Source organism: Rhizobium sp. RHZ02, assembly GCF_014851575.1.
GTDB classification, from domain to species: domain Bacteria; phylum Pseudomonadota; class Alphaproteobacteria; order Rhizobiales; family Rhizobiaceae; genus Rhizobium; species Rhizobium altiplani.
Genome location: NZ_JACUZX010000043.1, coordinates 1 through 16,602, shown reverse-complemented (window position 1 = coordinate 16,602; position 16,602 = coordinate 1). Strand labels below are relative to the sequence as shown.

The 16,602-nt window shown below is 61.3% G+C and carries 16 protein-coding genes and 2 pseudogenes; 11 read left to right on the top strand and 7 right to left on the bottom strand.

The genetic code is table 11. The features are described from left to right. The 8 genes and pseudogenes from IB244_RS30565 to IB244_RS30530 form a co-directional block, all read left to right on the top strand. Positions 1-113: pseudogene (locus tag IB244_RS30565) on the top strand (IS110 family transposase); the annotation flags it as partial. 117 nt (positions 114-230) lie between these two features. Then, positions 231-1,256: a LacI family DNA-binding transcriptional regulator gene (locus IB244_RS30560; protein ID WP_018859252.1), complete on the top strand. Its 1,026-nt coding sequence runs from the start codon at positions 231-233 to the stop codon at positions 1,254-1,256. Between the two features lie 19 nt (positions 1,257-1,275). Continuing rightward, positions 1,276-2,298, top strand: a complete 1,023-nt coding sequence (locus tag IB244_RS30555; RefSeq protein WP_018859251.1) for an ABC transporter substrate-binding protein — start codon at positions 1,276-1,278, stop codon at positions 2,296-2,298. Between the two features lie 60 nt (positions 2,299-2,358). Continuing rightward, positions 2,359-3,186 (top strand): ABC transporter permease, encoded by an 828-nt coding sequence (locus tag IB244_RS30550; RefSeq protein WP_018859250.1) that lies wholly within the window; start codon positions 2,359-2,361, stop codon positions 3,184-3,186. After that, positions 3,183-3,962 (top strand): ABC transporter permease, encoded by a 780-nt coding sequence (locus tag IB244_RS30545; protein WP_018859249.1) that lies wholly within the window; start codon positions 3,183-3,185, stop codon positions 3,960-3,962. The genes IB244_RS30550 and IB244_RS30545 overlap by 4 nt, the downstream gene beginning before the upstream one ends. Next, positions 3,955-4,980, top strand: a complete 1,026-nt coding sequence (locus IB244_RS30540; protein WP_018859248.1) for an ABC transporter ATP-binding protein — start codon at positions 3,955-3,957, stop codon at positions 4,978-4,980. Before IB244_RS30545 ends, IB244_RS30540 begins: the two co-directional genes overlap by 8 nt. Positions 4,981-4,984: 4 nt before the next feature. After that, a complete protein-coding gene (locus IB244_RS30535) occupies positions 4,985-5,905 on the top strand; it encodes a nucleoside hydrolase (protein ID WP_018859247.1) in 921 nt (306 codons plus the stop codon). Next, positions 5,902-7,692 (top strand): adenine deaminase, encoded by a 1,791-nt coding sequence (locus tag IB244_RS30530; RefSeq protein WP_192306727.1) that lies wholly within the window; start codon positions 5,902-5,904, stop codon positions 7,690-7,692. The genes IB244_RS30535 and IB244_RS30530 overlap by 4 nt, the downstream gene beginning before the upstream one ends. A 62-nt stretch (positions 7,693-7,754) precedes the next feature. Here IB244_RS30530 and IB244_RS30525 read toward each other — a convergent pair whose 3' ends face one another. From IB244_RS30525 to IB244_RS30500, 6 genes are all read right to left on the bottom strand, one after another. Continuing rightward, a complete protein-coding gene (locus tag IB244_RS30525; protein ID WP_113471972.1) occupies positions 7,755-8,930 on the bottom strand; it encodes a M20 aminoacylase family protein in 1,176 nt (391 codons plus the stop codon). Positions 8,931-9,034: 104 nt separating this feature from the next. Further along, positions 9,035-9,796 carry an SDR family NAD(P)-dependent oxidoreductase gene (locus tag IB244_RS30520; RefSeq protein WP_018117122.1) on the bottom strand — a complete coding sequence of 254 codons (762 nt, stop codon included), beginning with the start codon at positions 9,794-9,796 and terminating at the stop codon, positions 9,035-9,037. Positions 9,797-9,808: 12 nt separating this feature from the next. Beyond that, positions 9,809-10,621, bottom strand: coding sequence for an ABC transporter permease (locus IB244_RS30515; protein WP_018859244.1), 813 nt, complete (start codon positions 10,619-10,621; stop codon positions 9,809-9,811). After that, complete coding sequence (locus IB244_RS30510) at positions 10,621-11,487, bottom strand: ABC transporter permease (protein ID WP_018859243.1); 867 nt, start codon at positions 11,485-11,487, stop codon at positions 10,621-10,623. Before IB244_RS30510 ends, IB244_RS30515 begins: the two co-directional genes overlap by 1 nt. 83 nt (positions 11,488-11,570) lie before the next feature. Then, on the bottom strand, positions 11,571-12,734 hold the full coding sequence (locus IB244_RS30505; RefSeq protein WP_018859242.1) for a spermidine/putrescine ABC transporter substrate-binding protein: 1,164 nt from the start codon (positions 12,732-12,734) through the stop codon (positions 11,571-11,573). A gap of 23 nt (positions 12,735-12,757) precedes the next feature. After that, entirely contained in the window at positions 12,758-13,858 is a 1,101-nt protein-coding gene (locus IB244_RS30500) for an ABC transporter ATP-binding protein (RefSeq protein ID WP_018859241.1), read from the bottom strand. Between the two features lie 191 nt (positions 13,859-14,049). Between IB244_RS30500 and IB244_RS30495 the strand changes: the two genes are divergently transcribed. The 3 genes from IB244_RS30495 to IB244_RS30485 all read left to right on the top strand — a co-directional run bounded on the left by IB244_RS30495 (position 14,050) and on the right by IB244_RS30485 (position 16,480). Further along, a complete protein-coding gene (locus IB244_RS30495; protein ID WP_018859240.1) occupies positions 14,050-14,865 on the top strand; it encodes a helix-turn-helix domain-containing protein in 816 nt (271 codons plus the stop codon). Positions 14,866-14,925: 60 nt separating this feature from the next. Further along, positions 14,926-15,588 carry a sulfite oxidase-like oxidoreductase gene (locus IB244_RS30490; protein ID WP_026372056.1) on the top strand — a complete coding sequence of 221 codons (663 nt, stop codon included), beginning with the start codon at positions 14,926-14,928 and terminating at the stop codon, positions 15,586-15,588. A gap of 202 nt (positions 15,589-15,790) precedes the next feature. After that, on the top strand, positions 15,791-16,480 hold the full coding sequence (locus IB244_RS30485) for a response regulator transcription factor (protein WP_018859239.1): 690 nt from the start codon (positions 15,791-15,793) through the stop codon (positions 16,478-16,480). On the opposite strand, the pseudogene IB244_RS30480 reads toward IB244_RS30485, so the two are convergent. Further along, positions 16,477-16,602: pseudogene (locus tag IB244_RS30480) on the bottom strand (IS481 family transposase); the annotation flags it as partial. The gene IB244_RS30485 and the pseudogene IB244_RS30480 sit on opposite strands and share 4 nt — an antisense overlap.

Below are 16,602 nucleotides of genomic sequence, written 5' to 3'. Positions count from 1 at the left end.
TGAAAGCGAAAGGAAAGCCCGGAAAGGTCGCTCTCGTCGCGGTCATGCGAAGGATGATCATAATCCTCAATGCCAAAATGAGAGACTATCGAGCAACGGTGATTGACGCCTAACACCGTTGCTTTTTTATTACTGTCACCGCATCAATACTGACCGCGGCGGCAATTTTGGAATCGACAAGGCCAATGGCGTGATGTACGAATGATTAAACGATTAATCTACAGAAAACCATGCCTCCCACGCGACCTGGACCGAATCTGAGCAGGATTGCAACGTCGCTTGGCGTCTCCGTCGCGACAGTCTCCAATGCGCTCTCGGGCAAGGGTCGTGTTTCCGAACAACTGGCTGAGAAAATCAAGGAACATGCGGCCGAACTCGGCTATGTCCCTAGCCAGGCAGGGCGTGCATTGCGTACCGGCCGCAGCGGCGTCCTTGGCCTGGTTCTACCTGATATCGCCAACCCGCTTTTCCCCAAGCTTGCGCAGGCCATCGAATTCGCGGCCAGCGCGGCGGGCTACGGCGTGCTGATCGCCGACTCCCGAGGCGACGTTGCAACGCAGACCGAGGCAATCAACCGACTGATCGAGCGTGGCGTCGAGGGCATGGTGATAATACCGCGCCGGGCCACTCGAATTTCCGCCGCGGCCTGTCCCGTCGCGGTCATTGATACAGCGTCCACGCCGGGCAACACCGTTGCCGCCGATCACATGCAAGGCGGCTGGGCGATCGCCAATCATCTAGCCGAGCTTGGGCATCGGCGTGTCCTTATCATCGGCAACAATCCCGTCTCAAACGTCCAGAACGATCGCGTGGGAGGAATCCGTTCAGGTCTCCGTCCCGGGATGAGTTCGGCAACCCTCTGGATCGAGACGCTGGAACGGCAAAACGGCGGCGGCTGCAGCCTCGGCCTCGCTGAGAAAGTGCGTGAGGGCTACACGGCATTCGCCGCACTGTCAGACCTGCAGGCGCTGCGAGCCCTCACAGAGTTGCAGCGTGACGGCATCGATGTGCCCAGCATGGCGAGCGTTACCGGTTTCGACGATCTCATCTGGTCGCCGGTCATCACGCCATCCCTGACGACGGTGGCGATGGACATGCACACGATCGCGGAGATCGCGATTTCATCGCTACTGCAGACCATACAGACGCGAGGCAGCCGCGAGGGCGTACTTGTCACGTCCGAGGCCGACCGAGTTCCAATGCAACTGATCGTTCGCCAGTCCTCCGGGCCGGCGGACCCAACACGAATATCCTGACAGACGGAGAACAGCTGACATGAAGAATGCCCTCATCGCTTCGGCCGCGCTATTGGCGCTGTCGCCCCTCGCCGCAAAGGCAGAGGAGAAGACGCTGACGATTTCCGTCTATGCCTTCGCTCAGGATGACTTCAAGACCATCGTCTACGACCCCTTCGAGGCGAAGTGCGGCTGCAAGCTCGTGGTCGAGACCGGCAACAGCGTCGAGCGACTTGCCAAGATGGAGGCCAACAAGGCGAGCCCCGTCATCGACATGGCTGTCGTCTCCATGGCCGATGCCCTTTCAGCCTCGCGCAAGGACCTGATCGACAAGATTGATACTTCGAAGCTCTCCAATTTCGGGAAGCTCTATGACCTCGCCAAGGATCCGAATGGCGACGGGATGAGCGTCGGCTATACCTTCTATGCCACGTCGATCGCCTACCGCTCCGACAAGATGAAGATCGAGTCCTGGGCAGACTTGCTGAAGCCTGAATATGTTGGCCATGTCGCCTTCCCGAACGTCACCACCAACCAGGGCCCTCCGGCGCTCTTCATGCTCGGCCAGGCGCTCGGCAGCGACCACCCGGACCTGAAGGCGCCGATCGAGGCGCTCGGCGAGAAGAAGGACGAGATCGTCACTTTCTATGAGAAGTCCTCGCAGCTCGTGCAGCTGATGCAGCAGGAGGAAATCTGGGCCGCCCCGATCGGCCGTTTTTCCTGGGCAGGCTTCACCAAGCTCGACGTTCCCGTCGCATGGGCAACGCCCAAGGAAGGCCAGACTGGCGGCATGAACGTGATGGTCGTCACCAAGGGCTCGCAGAACCGTGATCTCGCCCTGCAGTTCATGGACTTCTGGCTCTCCACCGAAATCCAGACGAAGCTTGCTGAAAAGCTCGTCGACAGCCCGGCGAACAAGGAGGTCAAGCTCTCCGAAGAAGCCGCCAACAACCTGACCTACGGCGAAGAAACCGCCAAGAGCCTGAAGCTCATCCCGTCAGCAGCCGCGCTCGACAACCGCGCCGCCTGGCTGAAGGAATGGAACGAGAAGGTCGGTCAGTAATTTCCAAGCTGGCTCCCAGGCTTGCGGGAGCCAGCCCTTCCATCCGTCGAAAGTCGCTTCATGTTTCAGAACCGCGCAGAAGCCCTGGCGCTTGCCCTGCCCGCAGCAGTCTTTGCCGCGCTGGTCTTCCTGCTGCCCGTTGTCGTCCTCCTCTCCGAAGGCTTCCGCATCGACGGCAGCTGGACGCTCAGCGCCTATACCGGCTTCTTTTCCGAGTCGCTGAACCGTACTGTCTTTTTGCGGACCTTCCGCTTAGGGCTTGAGGTGACAGCGGTTTCGGCTGTCATCGGCTATGCCGCCGCCTTCGCAATCGTCAACCTGCCGCCGAAGGGCAAGGGCCGGGTGATCGGCCTCGTCACCTTGCCGCTGATGATCTCGCCGGTTGCCCGCACCTATGCCTGGATCGTCATCCTCGGCCGCACCGGCATCGTCAATCAGGCCATCCAGGGCCTCGGCCTCAGCGACGGCCCGCTGCGCCTGCTCTTCACCGAAACCGCGGTCTTCATCGGTCTGCTGCAGCTCTTCCTGCCGCTGATGATTCTGTCGCTGATCAGCGCCCTCGAGAACATGCCGAAGGACGCCATTCCCGCCGCCCGCGTGCTCGGTGCCAACTGGTTCCAGGTGTTCTGGAAGGTGATCCTGCCGGTCACCCGCGAAGGCCTCGTCGTCGGCGGCACGCTCGTCTTCACTGGATCGCTTACCGCCTACATTACGCCTGCCGTGCTTGGCGGCTCGAAGGTGCTGATGCTGGAAACGCTGCTCTATCAGCAGGTGTCGGTGGCCAACAACTTCGTCTCGGCAAGCGTCATCGCCTTCATGCTGATCGTCATGAGCTTTGCCGCCAACATCCTGCTCAAGCGCCTTGCCACGGCGAGGAACAAGCGATGACCGCCCGTATTCTCTCTCCGCTGGTTCTCGGCCTTTTGCTGATCTTCCTGATCGGCCCGTTCCTGATCATCATCGCCGCATCGCTCTCGGCTGGCGACACACTCGCCTTCCCGCCGCAGGGTCTTTCCCTGAAATGGGTCGCCAAGGTCTTCACCATCGACAGCTTCCGCGAGAGCTTCGCCATGTCGATGTTCCTTGCCGTCTTCGGCACGCTGACAGCGCTCGTGCTCGGCATTCCCGCCGCCTACGCACTGTCGCGCTACAAGTTGCCCTTCGGCGAAACGGTGCGCACCATCGTCTCGCTGCCGATCATCGTACCCGGCATCATCGTCGGTCTGGCCCTGCTGCGCTATCTCGTCGTGCCCTTCGGCTTCAACATCACGCTGGCCCTGTTCATGGCGCACACGGCGCTCGTGCTGCCCTACGCCGTGCGCGTCGTGTCAGCCAGCCTCAACAACCTGCGCTCGGATATGGAAGAAGCTGCCGTCCTGCTCGGTTCCTCACGCGTTGGCGCCTTCTTCCGCGTCGTCATGCCAAATATCCGCGGCGGCATCCTGGCGGCCTTCATCCTTGGCTTCGTGACGAGCTTCAATCAGGTTCCGGTCTCGCTCTTCCTCTCCGGTCCGGGCGTCCGCACCCTGCCGATCGACATGCTGGGCTACATGGAGACCACGTACGATCCGTCGATCGCGGCTCTCTCCTCGCTGCTTGCCTTCCTTTCCATCGGCATCGTCTTCCTTGCCGAACGCTTCCTGGGATTCTCTCGTTATGTCTGACGCCTATCTCAAACTCGACAAGCTGACGCTTGCCTACGGCGATACGGTCGCGGTGAAGGATCTGGATCTTACGATCAGGAAAGGTGAACTCGTCGCCCTCCTCGGCCCCTCCGGCTGCGGCAAGACCACGACGATGCGCTCCATCGCCGGCCTGCTGAACCCGAGTTCCGGCCGCATCACCCTCGACGGGTCGGACATCACCCGCGTTTCCGCCAACAAGCGCAATGTCGGGCTCGTCTTCCAGTCCTACGCCCTCTTCCCGCATCTGACGGTCTACGAGAACGTCGCCTTCGGCTTGCGCCTGAAGGGCATCGGCGGCAAGGATCTCGATGGCAAGGTCAGCGCCGGCATCAAATCAGTCGGCCTTGCCAAGTTTGCCGATCGCAAACCCGCCGAACTCTCCGGCGGCCAGCAGCAGCGTGTGGCCCTTGCCCGTTCCATGGTCATGGAGCCGAAAGTTCTCTTGCTCGATGAGCCCCTTTCCAATCTCGACGCCCGCCTGCGCCTCGAAATGCGCGCCGAGCTGCAGCGCGTCCAGAAGGAAACCGGCGTCACGATGATCTTCGTCACCCACGATCAGATCGAGGCGCTCGCTCTCGCCGACCGGATCGTGGTGATGCTGAACGGCGGCATCGAGCAGGTCGGTACACCGGAGGAAATCTACAATAAGCCCGTCTCGGCCTTCGTCGCCGATTTCGTGGGCTTCGAAAACGTCTTTGCGCTGGAAAACGGCAAGCTCGCGACATCCACCACATCGGTCGAGCTTTCCGGTCCAGCGCCACAGGCCGCAAAGGGCCTGGCCTGGCGTCCGCGCATGGTGAACCTTGGTTCAGGTCCTTACCAGGGCACCGTGCGCGGCACCTCGTTTGCCGGCAACACCCGCGAATATCTGCTCGACACGCCGCTTGGCCCCATCAAGGCCGAGGTCGATGCCGAACTGCCGACGCATGCGATCGGCTCGACACTTCCATTCGACCTGCCGCTTGCCGCAGCAGCGCCGCTCTCACGCTACAGGTAACATCATGGGCGTCTGGATCGACACCGACATGGGCTTTGACGATATCGCCGCGATCCTCGTGGTGACACACGCGAAGCTCGACATCGCAGGCGTCTCGCTTGTCTTCGGCAACACGCCGCTGGCGCAGGTGCGCGTCAACGCATCAGGTGCTGCCAAGGCCTTCGGCTGGACTTTCCCGATCCACACCGGCCGTGCCATGCCAGTTCTCGGCTCGCTCGAAACCGCCCAGGCGATCCTCGGCGAAACAGGTATTCCGACATCGGGCCAAGGTCTGCCCGCCGCGCCGGCCTTGCCGGAAGGCGATGCATTCGCTGCGCTCTGCCGCTGGCTAGAGACCAATGGCCCGCACCGGATCCTGGCTCTCGGCCCGTTGACCAATCTCGCCGCCCTCGCACTGGCATGCCCGGACCTCGCAGCCCGTATCACCGAACTCACCTGGATGGGTGGCGGCGTCACCGCAGGAAATCACACGGCATCGGCCGAGTTCAACGCGCTGGCCGACCCGGAAGCCCTCGCCATCGTTCTCGCCCATAATCTGCCGCTGCGCATGGTCGATCTCGATCTTTGCCGCAAGGTTATCGCGACTCCTGACGACGTCGGCCCGGTGCGAGACGCCGGTGGCGCCAACGCGCCCCTTATCGCCGATATGCTCGACGGCTACATCGGCATCGGAACCAGCCGCGGCAGACCGGGAATGGCGATCTACGACCCATCAGCCGCAGTCGCCTTCGTCGCACCCGACATCGTTACTTTCCGCCCGGCGCGCATCGACGCCGAATTGCAGGGTCAACATTCGCGTGGCCGCACCGTGGTGGAGACCCGGGCGACGCATGCAACTTTCAACGCCAAATACGCCGTCGATATCGACACTGAAAAGGCCCGCGCCCTGATCCTCGGCGCACTGATCGATGAGGCCGGCCGATGAGCGCCGCCGAAACGAAGGATCTCAACGATCCCGCACTTCGCGCCCGTGCCGTCGCCGCCGCGCGCGGTGGTGCGCCTTTCGACCTGCTGATCTCGGGCGGACGCCTGCTCGATGTCGTCACCGGCCTGACCCGCGACGCCGACATCGGCGTCGTTGGACCGCTCATCGCAAGCGTCCACGCACCGGGCAGCCGCACCGACGCTGCCAAGACCGTCGACGCAACAGGCAGCATCGTTTCGCCAGGCCTCATCGATACGCACATGCATATCGAAAGCTCGATGGTGACGCCCGCCGCCTATGCGGCAGCCGTCGTTCCGCGCGGCGTGACGACTGTCGTCTGGGATCCGCACGAATTTGGCAACGTGCATGGCCTGGACGGCGTGCGCTGGGCAATCGAAGCGTCCCGGTGCCTGCCCCTCCGTACCATTGTTCTCGCGCCTTCCTGCGTTCCTTCCGCTCCGGGGCTTGAAGTCGCCGGCGCCGATTTCGACGCATCGGTCATCGCCGAAATGCTGCGGTGGCCTGGCATCGGCGGTGTAGCCGAGGTCATGAATATGCGCGGCGTGATCGACGGCGATCCCCGCATGACTGATATTGTGAATGCCGGCCTCGCTTCGGAAAAACTCATTTGCGGCCATGCGCGCGGACTTGAATGCGCTGACCTGAACGCCTTCATGGCTGCCGGTGTCAGCTCCGATCACGAATTGACCTCGAGCGCGGACCTGCTGCAGAAGCTGGCCGCCGGACTGACCATCGAGCTTCGCGGCTCGCATGACTATCTGCTGCAGGAGTTCGTAACCGCGCTCAACGGAATCGGCCATCTGCCATCGACGGTCACGCTCTGCACGGACGACGTCTTCCCCGACGAACTGAAGGACGGCGGAGGTCTTGACGATGTCATCCGACGGCTCGTCCGCTATGGCATGAAACCGGAATGGGCGCTGCGGGCTGCCACCTTCAATGCAGCGCAGCGATTGAAGCGTTCGGATCTTGGCTTGATTGCCGCCGGCAGACGCGCCGATATCGTGCTCTTCGAAGACCTCGTTGGTTTCGCCACGAAAGCCGTCATCGCCAATGGCGCAATCGTCTCGACATCGGGCGAAATGAACGCCCAGTTGCGCTCGTTCGATACCGTCGCGCTACAAAATTCGATCAAGCTGACCGCCCTGGCGGAAGATGACTTCAGGGTTCCCGCCACCGGCAAGCGCGTTCGTGTCGCCACGATTGACCGCCCCCGTTTCACACAGTGGGGCGAGGCGGAAACCGGCGTCGACGGCGGCTTCATCGTGCCGCCGGTCGGGAGCACCATGATCGCGGTCGCGCATCGGCACGGCAAGGTCGACGGTCGGCCGCGCGTCGGCTTCCTGACAGGTTGGGGAGAATGGCGCGGAGCCTTCTGCACGACGGTGTCCCACGACAGCCACAACCTCACGGTCTTCGGCGGCAATGCACGCGACATGGCGGTCGCCGCCAACGCGGTGATATCAGCGGGCGGCGGCATGGCTGTCGCCAGAGATGGCCAGATTGAAGCGTTTCTACCCTTGCCGGTGTCCGGCTTGGTCACCAACGCGCCATTGGAAGAAACGGCCGCGTCCTTCCGGGCGATCCGAAAGGCGATGGAAAAGATCGTCGACTGGAAGCCGCCCTATCTCGTCTTCAAGGCCTGCTTCGGCGCAACGCTTGCCTGCAACGTCGGCCCGCATCAGACCGATCGGGGGATCGCCGACGTCCTTACAGGCCAAGTGCTCGAAAGCCCAGTGATCGAGACCCCCGAGCACGAGGAGTAGCAGCAGCTGGGCTTGTGCCCCAGCTGCGGTCGGCTAAGTCATCGAGGTCCGCGAACCACCGATTAAAGTGCGGCCTTCAGCTCGCGCTCGACCAGCGTTGTCCAAAAGGCCGCGCCGTAGCCAATCGCATGATCATTGAAGTCATAAGCGGTGTTGTGATGCAGGGCGCCATCGACGGCAGGACCGTTCCCGAGCCAGACGTAACATCCCGGCGCATTCTGGCCGAAGAACGCGAAATCATCGCCTGCCGTCGAGGGCGGGAAACTCGTGCGCACCTTCCCCTCGAAGACCGCCTTAGCGGCGCCGAGCGCACGCGCGGTCGCGTCGCTGTCGTTGACCACGGGCGGAATACGTCGTTCGAACTGGTAGTCGACCGCAATGCCGAACATCGCCGCCGTGCCATTCGCAAGCCGGCCGATCTCTTCCTCGAGTTGATCGCGAACTTCAGGCGAATAGGCCCGGGCGGTGCCGCCGATCTCGACGATATCGGGTATGACGTTCAACGCCTTGGGGTCGCCGGCCTGCAGCGAGCAGGCGCTAATGACGGCCGGCTGCAGCGGATCGACGACGCGCCCGACAATCGTCTGCAATGAGGTCAGGAAGGTGCCGGCAGCGGTGATCGGATCCTTGCCGAGATGCGGCTTGGCGCCGTGCGTCCCGGTGCCCCGTAAGGTCACGCGCCAACTGTCTGACGATGCCAATTGAGGGCCTTCGACTACAGCGATCTCATCGACGGCAAGGCCCGGCATATTGTGAAGCCCGTAGACGGCATCGCAGGGGAACAGTTCGAACAGACCCTCCTCGACCATCCTGCGCGCGCCGCCCCTCCCCTCCTCGGCCGGCTGGAAGATGAAATGCACGGTTCCGGAGAAGTCACGCGTTGCCGCCAGATATCGTGCCGCGCCGAGCAGCATTGTTGTGTGCCCGTCATGTCCGCAGGCATGCATCTTGCCACTAAATTTTGACTTATACGGACGATCCGCCATCTCCGGCATCGCAAGCGCATCCATATCCGCCCGCAACCCGATTGTCCGCGTGCCATTGCCGACCGGCAGTGTACCGACAACGCCGGTGCCGCCGAGGCCGCGATGCACCTTGATGCCTGCGTCTTCGAGCAACTGCGCGACGATGTCGCTCGTGCGCTCCTCCTCGAAGCCAAGCTCTGGATGGGCATGCAGGTCGCGACGCAGTCCAGTCAGGAAGGGCAGATCGGTCTCGATCCGGGCGGGAATGGGCATGGGCCTTGGATGTCCTGTAAATACAAGCGGGCGCCAGAACAGCGCCCGTCACAGTCCATCCGTTATTTAACAATTGCCCTAGGAATTCAACCTTCTCAACCGGCTCAAACGACGGTCTCCCCGCCGTCGACCACGAGGATCTGCCCAGTCATGTAAGAGGAGCGGTCCGACACGAGGAAGAGGATCGGCTCGGCGATCTCCGACACGTCGGCCCAGCGTCCAAGTGGCACCTTCTCAGCGATATAGGCTTCGATCGCCTCACGCCCGCCCATCTGGGCAATGAAGGGTTCGTTGAAGGGCGTATCCACCCAGCCGGGGCAAAGCGCATTCACGCGGATGCCGAACCTGGCATAGTCGCCCGCCATCTGCCGCGTCATGGCGATGACGGCGTGCTTTGTCGTCGTATAGGCGATCATCTCGCGATCGTAGAGCACGCCCGATGAGGATGAGGTGTTGAGAATGACGCCTTTGCCCGTCTTCTTCATGACAGGCATGACGAAGCGCGCGGCCATGAAATGTGCGCGGACATTCAAGCTCCAGGACTTGTCAAAACCGTCGATCGCGACCTGCTCCAGATCGCCGGCGACCTGCGCACCGGCATGGTTGTGAAGGATGTCGATGCGGCCATGATGTTCGGCAATCGCGGCAATGCCTGCTTCCAGCGCCTTGTCGTCGGTGACATCAAGCACCATGCTTTCGGCGCTGCCGCCACACCTACGGATCCGGCTGACGGTCTCCTCGGCATTCATGAAGTCGATGTCGGCGACGACGACATGGGCGCCCTGTTTCGCCATGACGAGCGCGCCGGCCTGACCGATGCCGGACCCGGCACCGGTGACGATTGCAACACGGTTCTTGAGGATCATGGTGTTTCCCAATTAGGTTGTTGTTGTCCTTTCGCGCATAAGGAAACGCGCGATGAGAATGAGGGCAAGCGATGCGATGAGCACCATCGTGGCGATTGCGTTGATCTCGGGCGTCACGCCGCGACGGATCGAGGCAAAGACGTAGATCGGCAGCGTCGTGTTCGACCCGGCGACGAAGAACGCGATGATGAAGTCATCGAAGGAGAAGGTGAAAGCGAGCAGGAAACCGGCCAGGATCGACGGCAGGATCTGCGGCAGCACGATCTGGCGAAAGGTCGTCAGCGGCGTCGCGTAGAGATCACTCGACGCTTCGACGATATCGCGCCCGAGGCTGGCGATGCGCGCCTTCACGATCATCGTCACCAGGGCCATGGTAAAAAGCCCGTGTGCGGCGATGATCGAACCGTAGCCGAGCGTCAGCTTTGGCGGTTGATTGCCGGGCCAAATCGCTGCCAATGCCGGATTGATGAAACCGAAGACTTCAACCAGGGCAACCAGCGTCGCGATGCCGATCACAACCCCCGGAACGACGATAGCTGCGGCAAACAGGCCATCGAACACGGCCCGTGTCTTGGCGCCAAGCCGCTCCATGCCGAGCGCGGCCATGGTGCCGAAGATCGCCGCTAGTGCAGCGCTGGTCAGGGCTATGATGAGGCTGTTTTGCAGAGCCTCCATGAGGAAGGTGTTCGAGAGCGCCTTACCGTACCATTGCGTGGAAAAGCCCGTGAAATCGGAAGCGTTGCGGCCCGCATTGAACGAGAACAACACCACCAGCGCGATCGGTGTGTAGAGAAACAGATAGACTGCCGTAACAAGCCCACGCATCAGACAAGATCCACCTGGCGGGTACCCGCAACGCGCCAGGCGATGCGCATGGCGACGAGAAGCACGATGACGACGACGACAACGAGGGTGACGGCGATCGCGGAGCCGAACGGCCAGTTGCGCGACTGCAGGAAGAGGTCGACCAGCGCGTTCCCGATAAAGAACACCTTGCCGCCGCCCAGCAGCTGCGGGATCAGGTACTCACCGAGCAACAGGATGGTGACCAGCGCCACGCCGGTCATCACGCCCGGCAACGACAGCGGCAGCGTTATGCCGAAGAAAGTCGACAGCGGTCTTGCTCCGAGGTCCGCTGAAGCTTCCAGCAACCGGCGGTCCAGCTTTTCCAGGCTGACGTAGATCGGCATGATCATCAGCGGCAGGTAGCCATAGACGATGCCGAGAAGGACAGCCCCCGGCGTGTTCAGAAGCCGTACATTCTCGATGCCGACAAATTCCAGGAGATGCGGGATGCCCCGCGCGCCGAGGATATACATCCACGCATAGGTGCGAACGAGAAGACTGGTCCAGAAAGGCACTACGACGAGTGACACCAGCAACAACCGATACTGCGGGCTTACCTTCACCGCCAGGTAGTAGGCGACCGGATAGGCCACCAACAGGCAGACGAAGGACCCAATCGGCGCAAGCACCAGCGTGTTCTTGAAGGCGGCCGCACGGGATCCGAGATTGGCAAATTGGGCAAACGTAAATGCCGCTTGGTAACCGCCTTCCGGCGCCCGCTCGCCGAAGGAGAACACAACGATGGCAATGAACGGCAGGACCAAAAAGACGAACAGCCACGCGCTCGCCGGCGCAACGAGGGCCGCGGTGATCAGGCGTTTTCTGGTGTCCGGTGACAGAGCCATTCTGGAGGTTCGCTGGTTGGTGACCACGAGGAGGCTTGCCTCCTCCCGAAACCGGGAAGAGGCATTGCATGACGGCAGGCTGGTCACGCCGACTTGAACCGCGCCATCAACTCGGCGCGACCCGGATCCGTCAGGGTTATAGCGGCGCCGAACTCCAGAGGCGTCAGCGATGCTTCATCCGGATAGACGATCTTGTTTGAGGTGATCTCCTTCGGCAGCAACGAAATGACGCGGCTATCGGTGGTCGGCGCGCCGTTGGCGATATGCTCCTTCACCGCGTTCGCGGGATCCATCAGGTAGTTGAGAAGAGCATAGCCTGCCGCCTTGTTCGGAGCGTCCTTCGGGATCGCATAGTAGTCGGTCCAGATTTCACCACCGTCCGTTCCGAGGATGTAGGCAAGCTCAGGCATGTCGCGATTAAGCTGCGCACCGTCGTTCGTCCAGCACATCGTCATCCAGGCGTCCGTGGCGCGCATGGCCGGCTGATAGTCGGAGTTGATGGCGAAGAGATGCGGTTTCACCTTGATCAGCAGCTCCTCGGCCTTCGCAAGCTCCTCCGGCTTGATCGAGTTGAAACCATAGCCCAGCGACACCAGCGCGCTGCCGATCGTCGTCAGCTGGTAGTCATGCACCATGGCGCGGCCATCAGCTTCTGTCTGCGCGACCTCGAAGAAATCCTTCCAGCTCGTGGGCTTCGCCTTGATCTTGGAGGTGTTGACCGAGAATCCGGTCGTGCCCCAGTTCTTCGGTAGAGCGTAGGTCTTGCCGTCGATCTGGCCTTCCTTGGTAAAACGCGGGCTCTCCGTCGACTGGCTGAAATTGACAATCTTCGAGAGGTCGAGTTCGTCAATCAGGCCGAGCTTGTGGTAGGTGGAAATCGTGTAGTTGGTCGGCACGAAAAGCGACCAGCCGGAAGCGCCCGCCTGCAGCTTCGCCAGCATTTCCTCGTTCGAACCGAACACGTTGACTTCGACGGCCACGCCGGTTGCCGCCTTGAAGTTCTCGAATGTCGCCGGATCATGGTAGTTCGGCCAGGTCGCGATCGACATCTGCGTGCCGAGGTCTTCGCCGGCATAGGCTGGCGTCGACAAGGCACCTGGGAAGCGCGACATCACGGCGGTCGCAAGACCGAGGCCGGTGATGCCGAGGAAGTGGCGGCGGCTGACAGAGCCACGCTTGAGCCGCATGAACTCGTCCATGAAGCCGTTGGCTGAAATGGGAAGGTTATCCTTATAGTCTTTGCTCATGATGCTGTTCCCTTGTTTTGATTTTAGGCTGCACTTGATGCTGAGAAGACATGGGCCGCGCCGGGATCAAAGCCGAGGTAGACGGCCTCGCCGGGCTCGACCAGATCGCTTTCGTTCATGCTGCGGCGGTCGGCGGTCACCAGAAAGTCACCGAGCCCCGGCACCGTGACGGCATATTCCGCCGACGACCCCAGGAAGATGCGGTGGGTCACCGTGCCTTTGAAGCTTGCGATATCGGGCGCCTGCATGCGTGTCAGGCGGATCGATTCCGGCCGGATCGCGACGATTGCCTCGCCCGTTGAAACACCCGCCCGGATCCCCGCGGCGATTGCGGAACCGTCCGCAAGACGCAGCGTCGCGCCATCCGCCTCCATCGTCGCCTTCACCCGGTTGGTCTTGCCAACGAAATCGGCTACGAACAAATCGGCCGGGCGGTCATAGACCTCCTGCGGCGAGCCCAGCTGGCGAATCCGCCCCGCGCTCATCACGCAGACGATATCCGCCATAGAGAGCGCTTCTTCCTGATCATGGGTGACCAGAACAAAGGTGATGCCAAGTTCGCGTTGCAATGTCTGCAATTCGATCTGCATGGCGGAGCGTAGCTTCTTGTCGAGCGCAGCCAGCGGTTCGTCCAGGAGCAGCACCGACGGACGGTTGACGATCGCGCGAGCGAGCGCCACGCGCTGCTGCTGTCCACCAGACATTTCGTGGATGCGGCGCTTGGCGAAGCCGCCGAGCCGAACCATTTCAAGCGCCTCAGTGACACGCCGGTCGATTTCGGCCGCCGCAAACTTGGGCCGCACCTGCTTCAGACCATAAGCAACGTTCTGCCGGACGTCGAAATGCGGAAACAACGCATAATGCTGAAAGACCATGTTCACCGGGCGCCGATAGGCCGGCACACCGTTCATCTCGCGCCCGTCGATCAGCACAGTACCTTGGCTTGGCTGCTCGAAACCGCCGATCATGCGCAGGCAAGTGGTCTTGCCGCAGCCCGACGGGCCGAGCAACGCGAGGAATGCACCCTTCGGCACATTGAGGTTGATGTCCGTTACGGCGATCACCGGGCCATAATTCTTGGTGACCGAACGGAATTCGATATCGTTCGTCGAAGCAGATGCCACGTCTGTTCCCTGCGGTTGGTCTGGATTGGGCAGTCTAGCGCTGCCTTTTGCCACCGTCGTTGTGGAAAGACTAAGCGCGCCCTTCCCTCACGGTATATACCCCGAGAGGGGTATTCTAGCCGCAAAGCCTTCATGGAAGGTATATACACGGGGAGCGGATTTCCGCGCGGGGCGATCAGGAGGTTCCGGGAATGAGCACTGACCTGGAGGCGCTATTTCGGGCCTTCAATGCCACCATTGGCCGGCAGGCGATGGGCGATGCAGAATTCGGCGAGACCTTCCGGGAGATGATGGCGGCGCTCGTAAGCTTCGACTACGTCGTTGTCTTCGCCTATCGCGGCAAGGAGCGGCCGATCGATCTCTACAGCACCTTCGACCCGAAGGAGCACATCATTTTCGTGACCCTCTACCAGGCTGGCCCCTACCTCCTCGACCCGTTCTACCACACGGCCCATGAACGTCGCGCCGGCGTGTTTCGCATGCGGGAACTGGCGCCAGACCGGTTCTTCTCCAGCGAGTACTACCGGACTTATTACGTCCAGACAGGCCTTGCAGAGGAGATCGGTTTCTTCGTCACGGCCGATGACGATATCACGATCGTTCTTTCGCTTATGCGCAAGGAAAAGACCGGGCCCTTCCCGCCTGCGGAATTTGCCTTGCTGAAGAAAGCCGAACCATTGATCGCAAACATGGTTCGGCACTACTGGGCCGGGCTCGGAACTCGCTTTGATGCGCAACAGCATTCGAGACCCCGCGGCAACCGCAAACGCAACGCCAGTGAAAGCGCCCTGCAGCCCGCCGAAGCGGTGTGGCGTGATCTCAATCTCACCAGCCGCGAGACCGCGATCGTCGATCTTGTCCTTCAGGGGCACTCCTCCGAGTCGATCGGCCTGAAGCTCAACATCTCGACAGGGACCGTGAAGGTTCATCGGCGCAACGTCTACCGCAAGCTCGGCATATCGTCGCAAACACAGCTCCTCTCGCTGTACCTCAAGAATCTGTCGTGACGCACGCTTGACAGTCTCGAAGCCTGGATGCCCTATTGCGGCAACGCGAAAGGGCCAGCGATGAGCGACGATCAAACCCCGACCGACAGCAAGCTCACCAGATCGAAGCGCCGCTGGGCCGAGGAAGGAAAATTCCTCACCGGCCGCATCAGTCGCCCGGAAACCGAGCGCCTGCCGCCGGGTCAGCACCTCGTCAAGGATTGGCCGATCCTTGATCTCGGCCAGCACCCGATCATCGCGCCCGACACATGGAGCCTGGAAGTCCGTGGACTGGTCGAAACCCCGCTTGATCTTACCTGGACCGCCTTCCAGGCGCTCGAGCAGAGCACTAAGGTCACCGACATTCATTGCGTGACGACGTGGTCACGCTACGACAACAAGTGGAAGGGTGTTTCGACGCGCGACCTGCTCGATCAGGCAATGCCGAATCCGGAAGCTCACTACGTCATGCTGACAAGCTATGATGGCTATACGACAAACTTGCCGCTCTCCGACTTCGCCGCAGAAGATGCCATCCTCGCAACCTCCTGGGAAGGTGTGCCGCTGACGCGCGATCACGGCGGCCCCATGCGGCTCGTCGTTCCGCATCTCTATTTCTGGAAGAGCGCCAAGTGGCTGCGCCGTATCGAGCTGCTGCCGGCCGATGCATCAGGCTTCTGGGAAAAAAACGGCTATCACATGTACGGCGACCCCTGGCGCGAACAACGCTACTCGGATGATTGAAACCGGACGCCGCGGGCGCCTCCAGCCTGAACCCGCTTAACGTGCAGAACGCACACCGAGAAATTCGCTTCAAAATAGATGCAGCGAGCGATATATTTTTCATATTAATGCCTTACGACGATTCAGCCGTGGTCGGCTGTTGAAAGCTGTACCCATTTTGGGTTGTCGTAGTGCAACGATTCCAGATATCGCGCATGGATTGATGAACAAGGACACTTCATTTCATACTGTCACGCAGAAACTGCTGGACGCATGGTTGCATACCACGCCGCAACTGCCGGCCGCTCCAGAGGACATCTATCGCGACGTCCTCGAGCTCCTGACGATCCGGATGAGGATGACGCTCGTCGTTCTCAACGGCGACGATCCGTTGCAATGGCATCTGAAGGTCGTGCGCTCTTCTACCGTCAGTTCGCGTATCCTGAACATCAACAAGCTCTTTGCCGATCAGCGCATCGGCGAATTCAAGGATCGGGGCTACATGGAGACGGCCGTCATCCCGCGTTATCGCGAGGTGATTGCCACGCAGAAGCCGTCGATGGAACTGGTCAAGACACGGGTGCTTGGCGTCAACATCGGATACGAACGGCTGATCCTTCCGCAAAAGACAACGGCGCAACATCCAGCCTGGCTTCTGGCGGTCTCGAACGGCCGCTTCATGTTCAACCCGCCGCAGCAGCGAGCACGCATGGATGCGACCGATGAAGCCGTGATGCAGCTCCTGACGGAAGGCGCGACGGCCAAGGAGATCGCCGCTGACCTCGGCATTTCACACCGCACGGTCGAGCACCGCCTGGAGCGCATGAAGGAGCGCTACGGAGCGAAGAACACTGTCCATCTCGCGGCCATGCTGATTGCGACGCACCTCGACCGCGATATCGAGAAGAGCTAGGTGTGTGGTCCCGGAATGAGATGGTGCGGATTGATTTTGAAGATTGACGGGTCCCTTGTCCAGGCGTTGCAGATTGCTTGATAGGGCGTTCGCCATCGGAGCGCCTTGAGGTGTTTGGCGAA

Bases quoted from the DNA above. Each gene is read 5' to 3' on its own strand.
- IB244_RS30560 (WP_018859252.1), top strand. From the start codon at position 231: ATGCCTCCCACGCGACCTGGACCGAATCTGAGCAGGATTGCAACGTCG.
- IB244_RS30555 (WP_018859251.1), top strand. From the start codon at position 1,276: ATGAAGAATGCCCTCATCGCTTCGGCCGCGCTATTGGCGCTGTCGCCC.
- IB244_RS30550 (WP_018859250.1), top strand. From the start codon at position 2,359: ATGTTTCAGAACCGCGCAGAAGCCCTGGCGCTTGCCCTGCCCGCAGCA.
- IB244_RS30545 (WP_018859249.1), top strand. From the start codon at position 3,183: ATGACCGCCCGTATTCTCTCTCCGCTGGTTCTCGGCCTTTTGCTGATC.
- IB244_RS30540 (WP_018859248.1), top strand. From the start codon at position 3,955: ATGTCTGACGCCTATCTCAAACTCGACAAGCTGACGCTTGCCTACGGC.
- IB244_RS30535 (WP_018859247.1), top strand. From the start codon at position 4,985: ATGGGCGTCTGGATCGACACCGACATGGGCTTTGACGATATCGCCGCG.
- IB244_RS30530 (WP_192306727.1), top strand. From the start codon at position 5,902: ATGAGCGCCGCCGAAACGAAGGATCTCAACGATCCCGCACTTCGCGCC.
- IB244_RS30525 (WP_113471972.1), bottom strand. From the start codon at position 8,930: ATGCCCATTCCCGCCCGGATCGAGACCGATCTGCCCTTCCTGACTGGA.
- IB244_RS30520 (WP_018117122.1), bottom strand. From the start codon at position 9,796: ATGATCCTCAAGAACCGTGTTGCAATCGTCACCGGTGCCGGGTCCGGC.
- IB244_RS30515 (WP_018859244.1), bottom strand. From the start codon at position 10,621: ATGCGTGGGCTTGTTACGGCAGTCTATCTGTTTCTCTACACACCGATC.
- IB244_RS30510 (WP_018859243.1), bottom strand. From the start codon at position 11,487: ATGGCTCTGTCACCGGACACCAGAAAACGCCTGATCACCGCGGCCCTC.
- IB244_RS30505 (WP_018859242.1), bottom strand. From the start codon at position 12,734: ATGAGCAAAGACTATAAGGATAACCTTCCCATTTCAGCCAACGGCTTC.
- IB244_RS30495 (WP_018859240.1), top strand. From the start codon at position 14,050: ATGAGCACTGACCTGGAGGCGCTATTTCGGGCCTTCAATGCCACCATT.
- IB244_RS30490 (WP_026372056.1), top strand. From the start codon at position 14,926: ATGAGCGACGATCAAACCCCGACCGACAGCAAGCTCACCAGATCGAAG.
- IB244_RS30485 (WP_018859239.1), top strand. From the start codon at position 15,791: ATGAACAAGGACACTTCATTTCATACTGTCACGCAGAAACTGCTGGAC.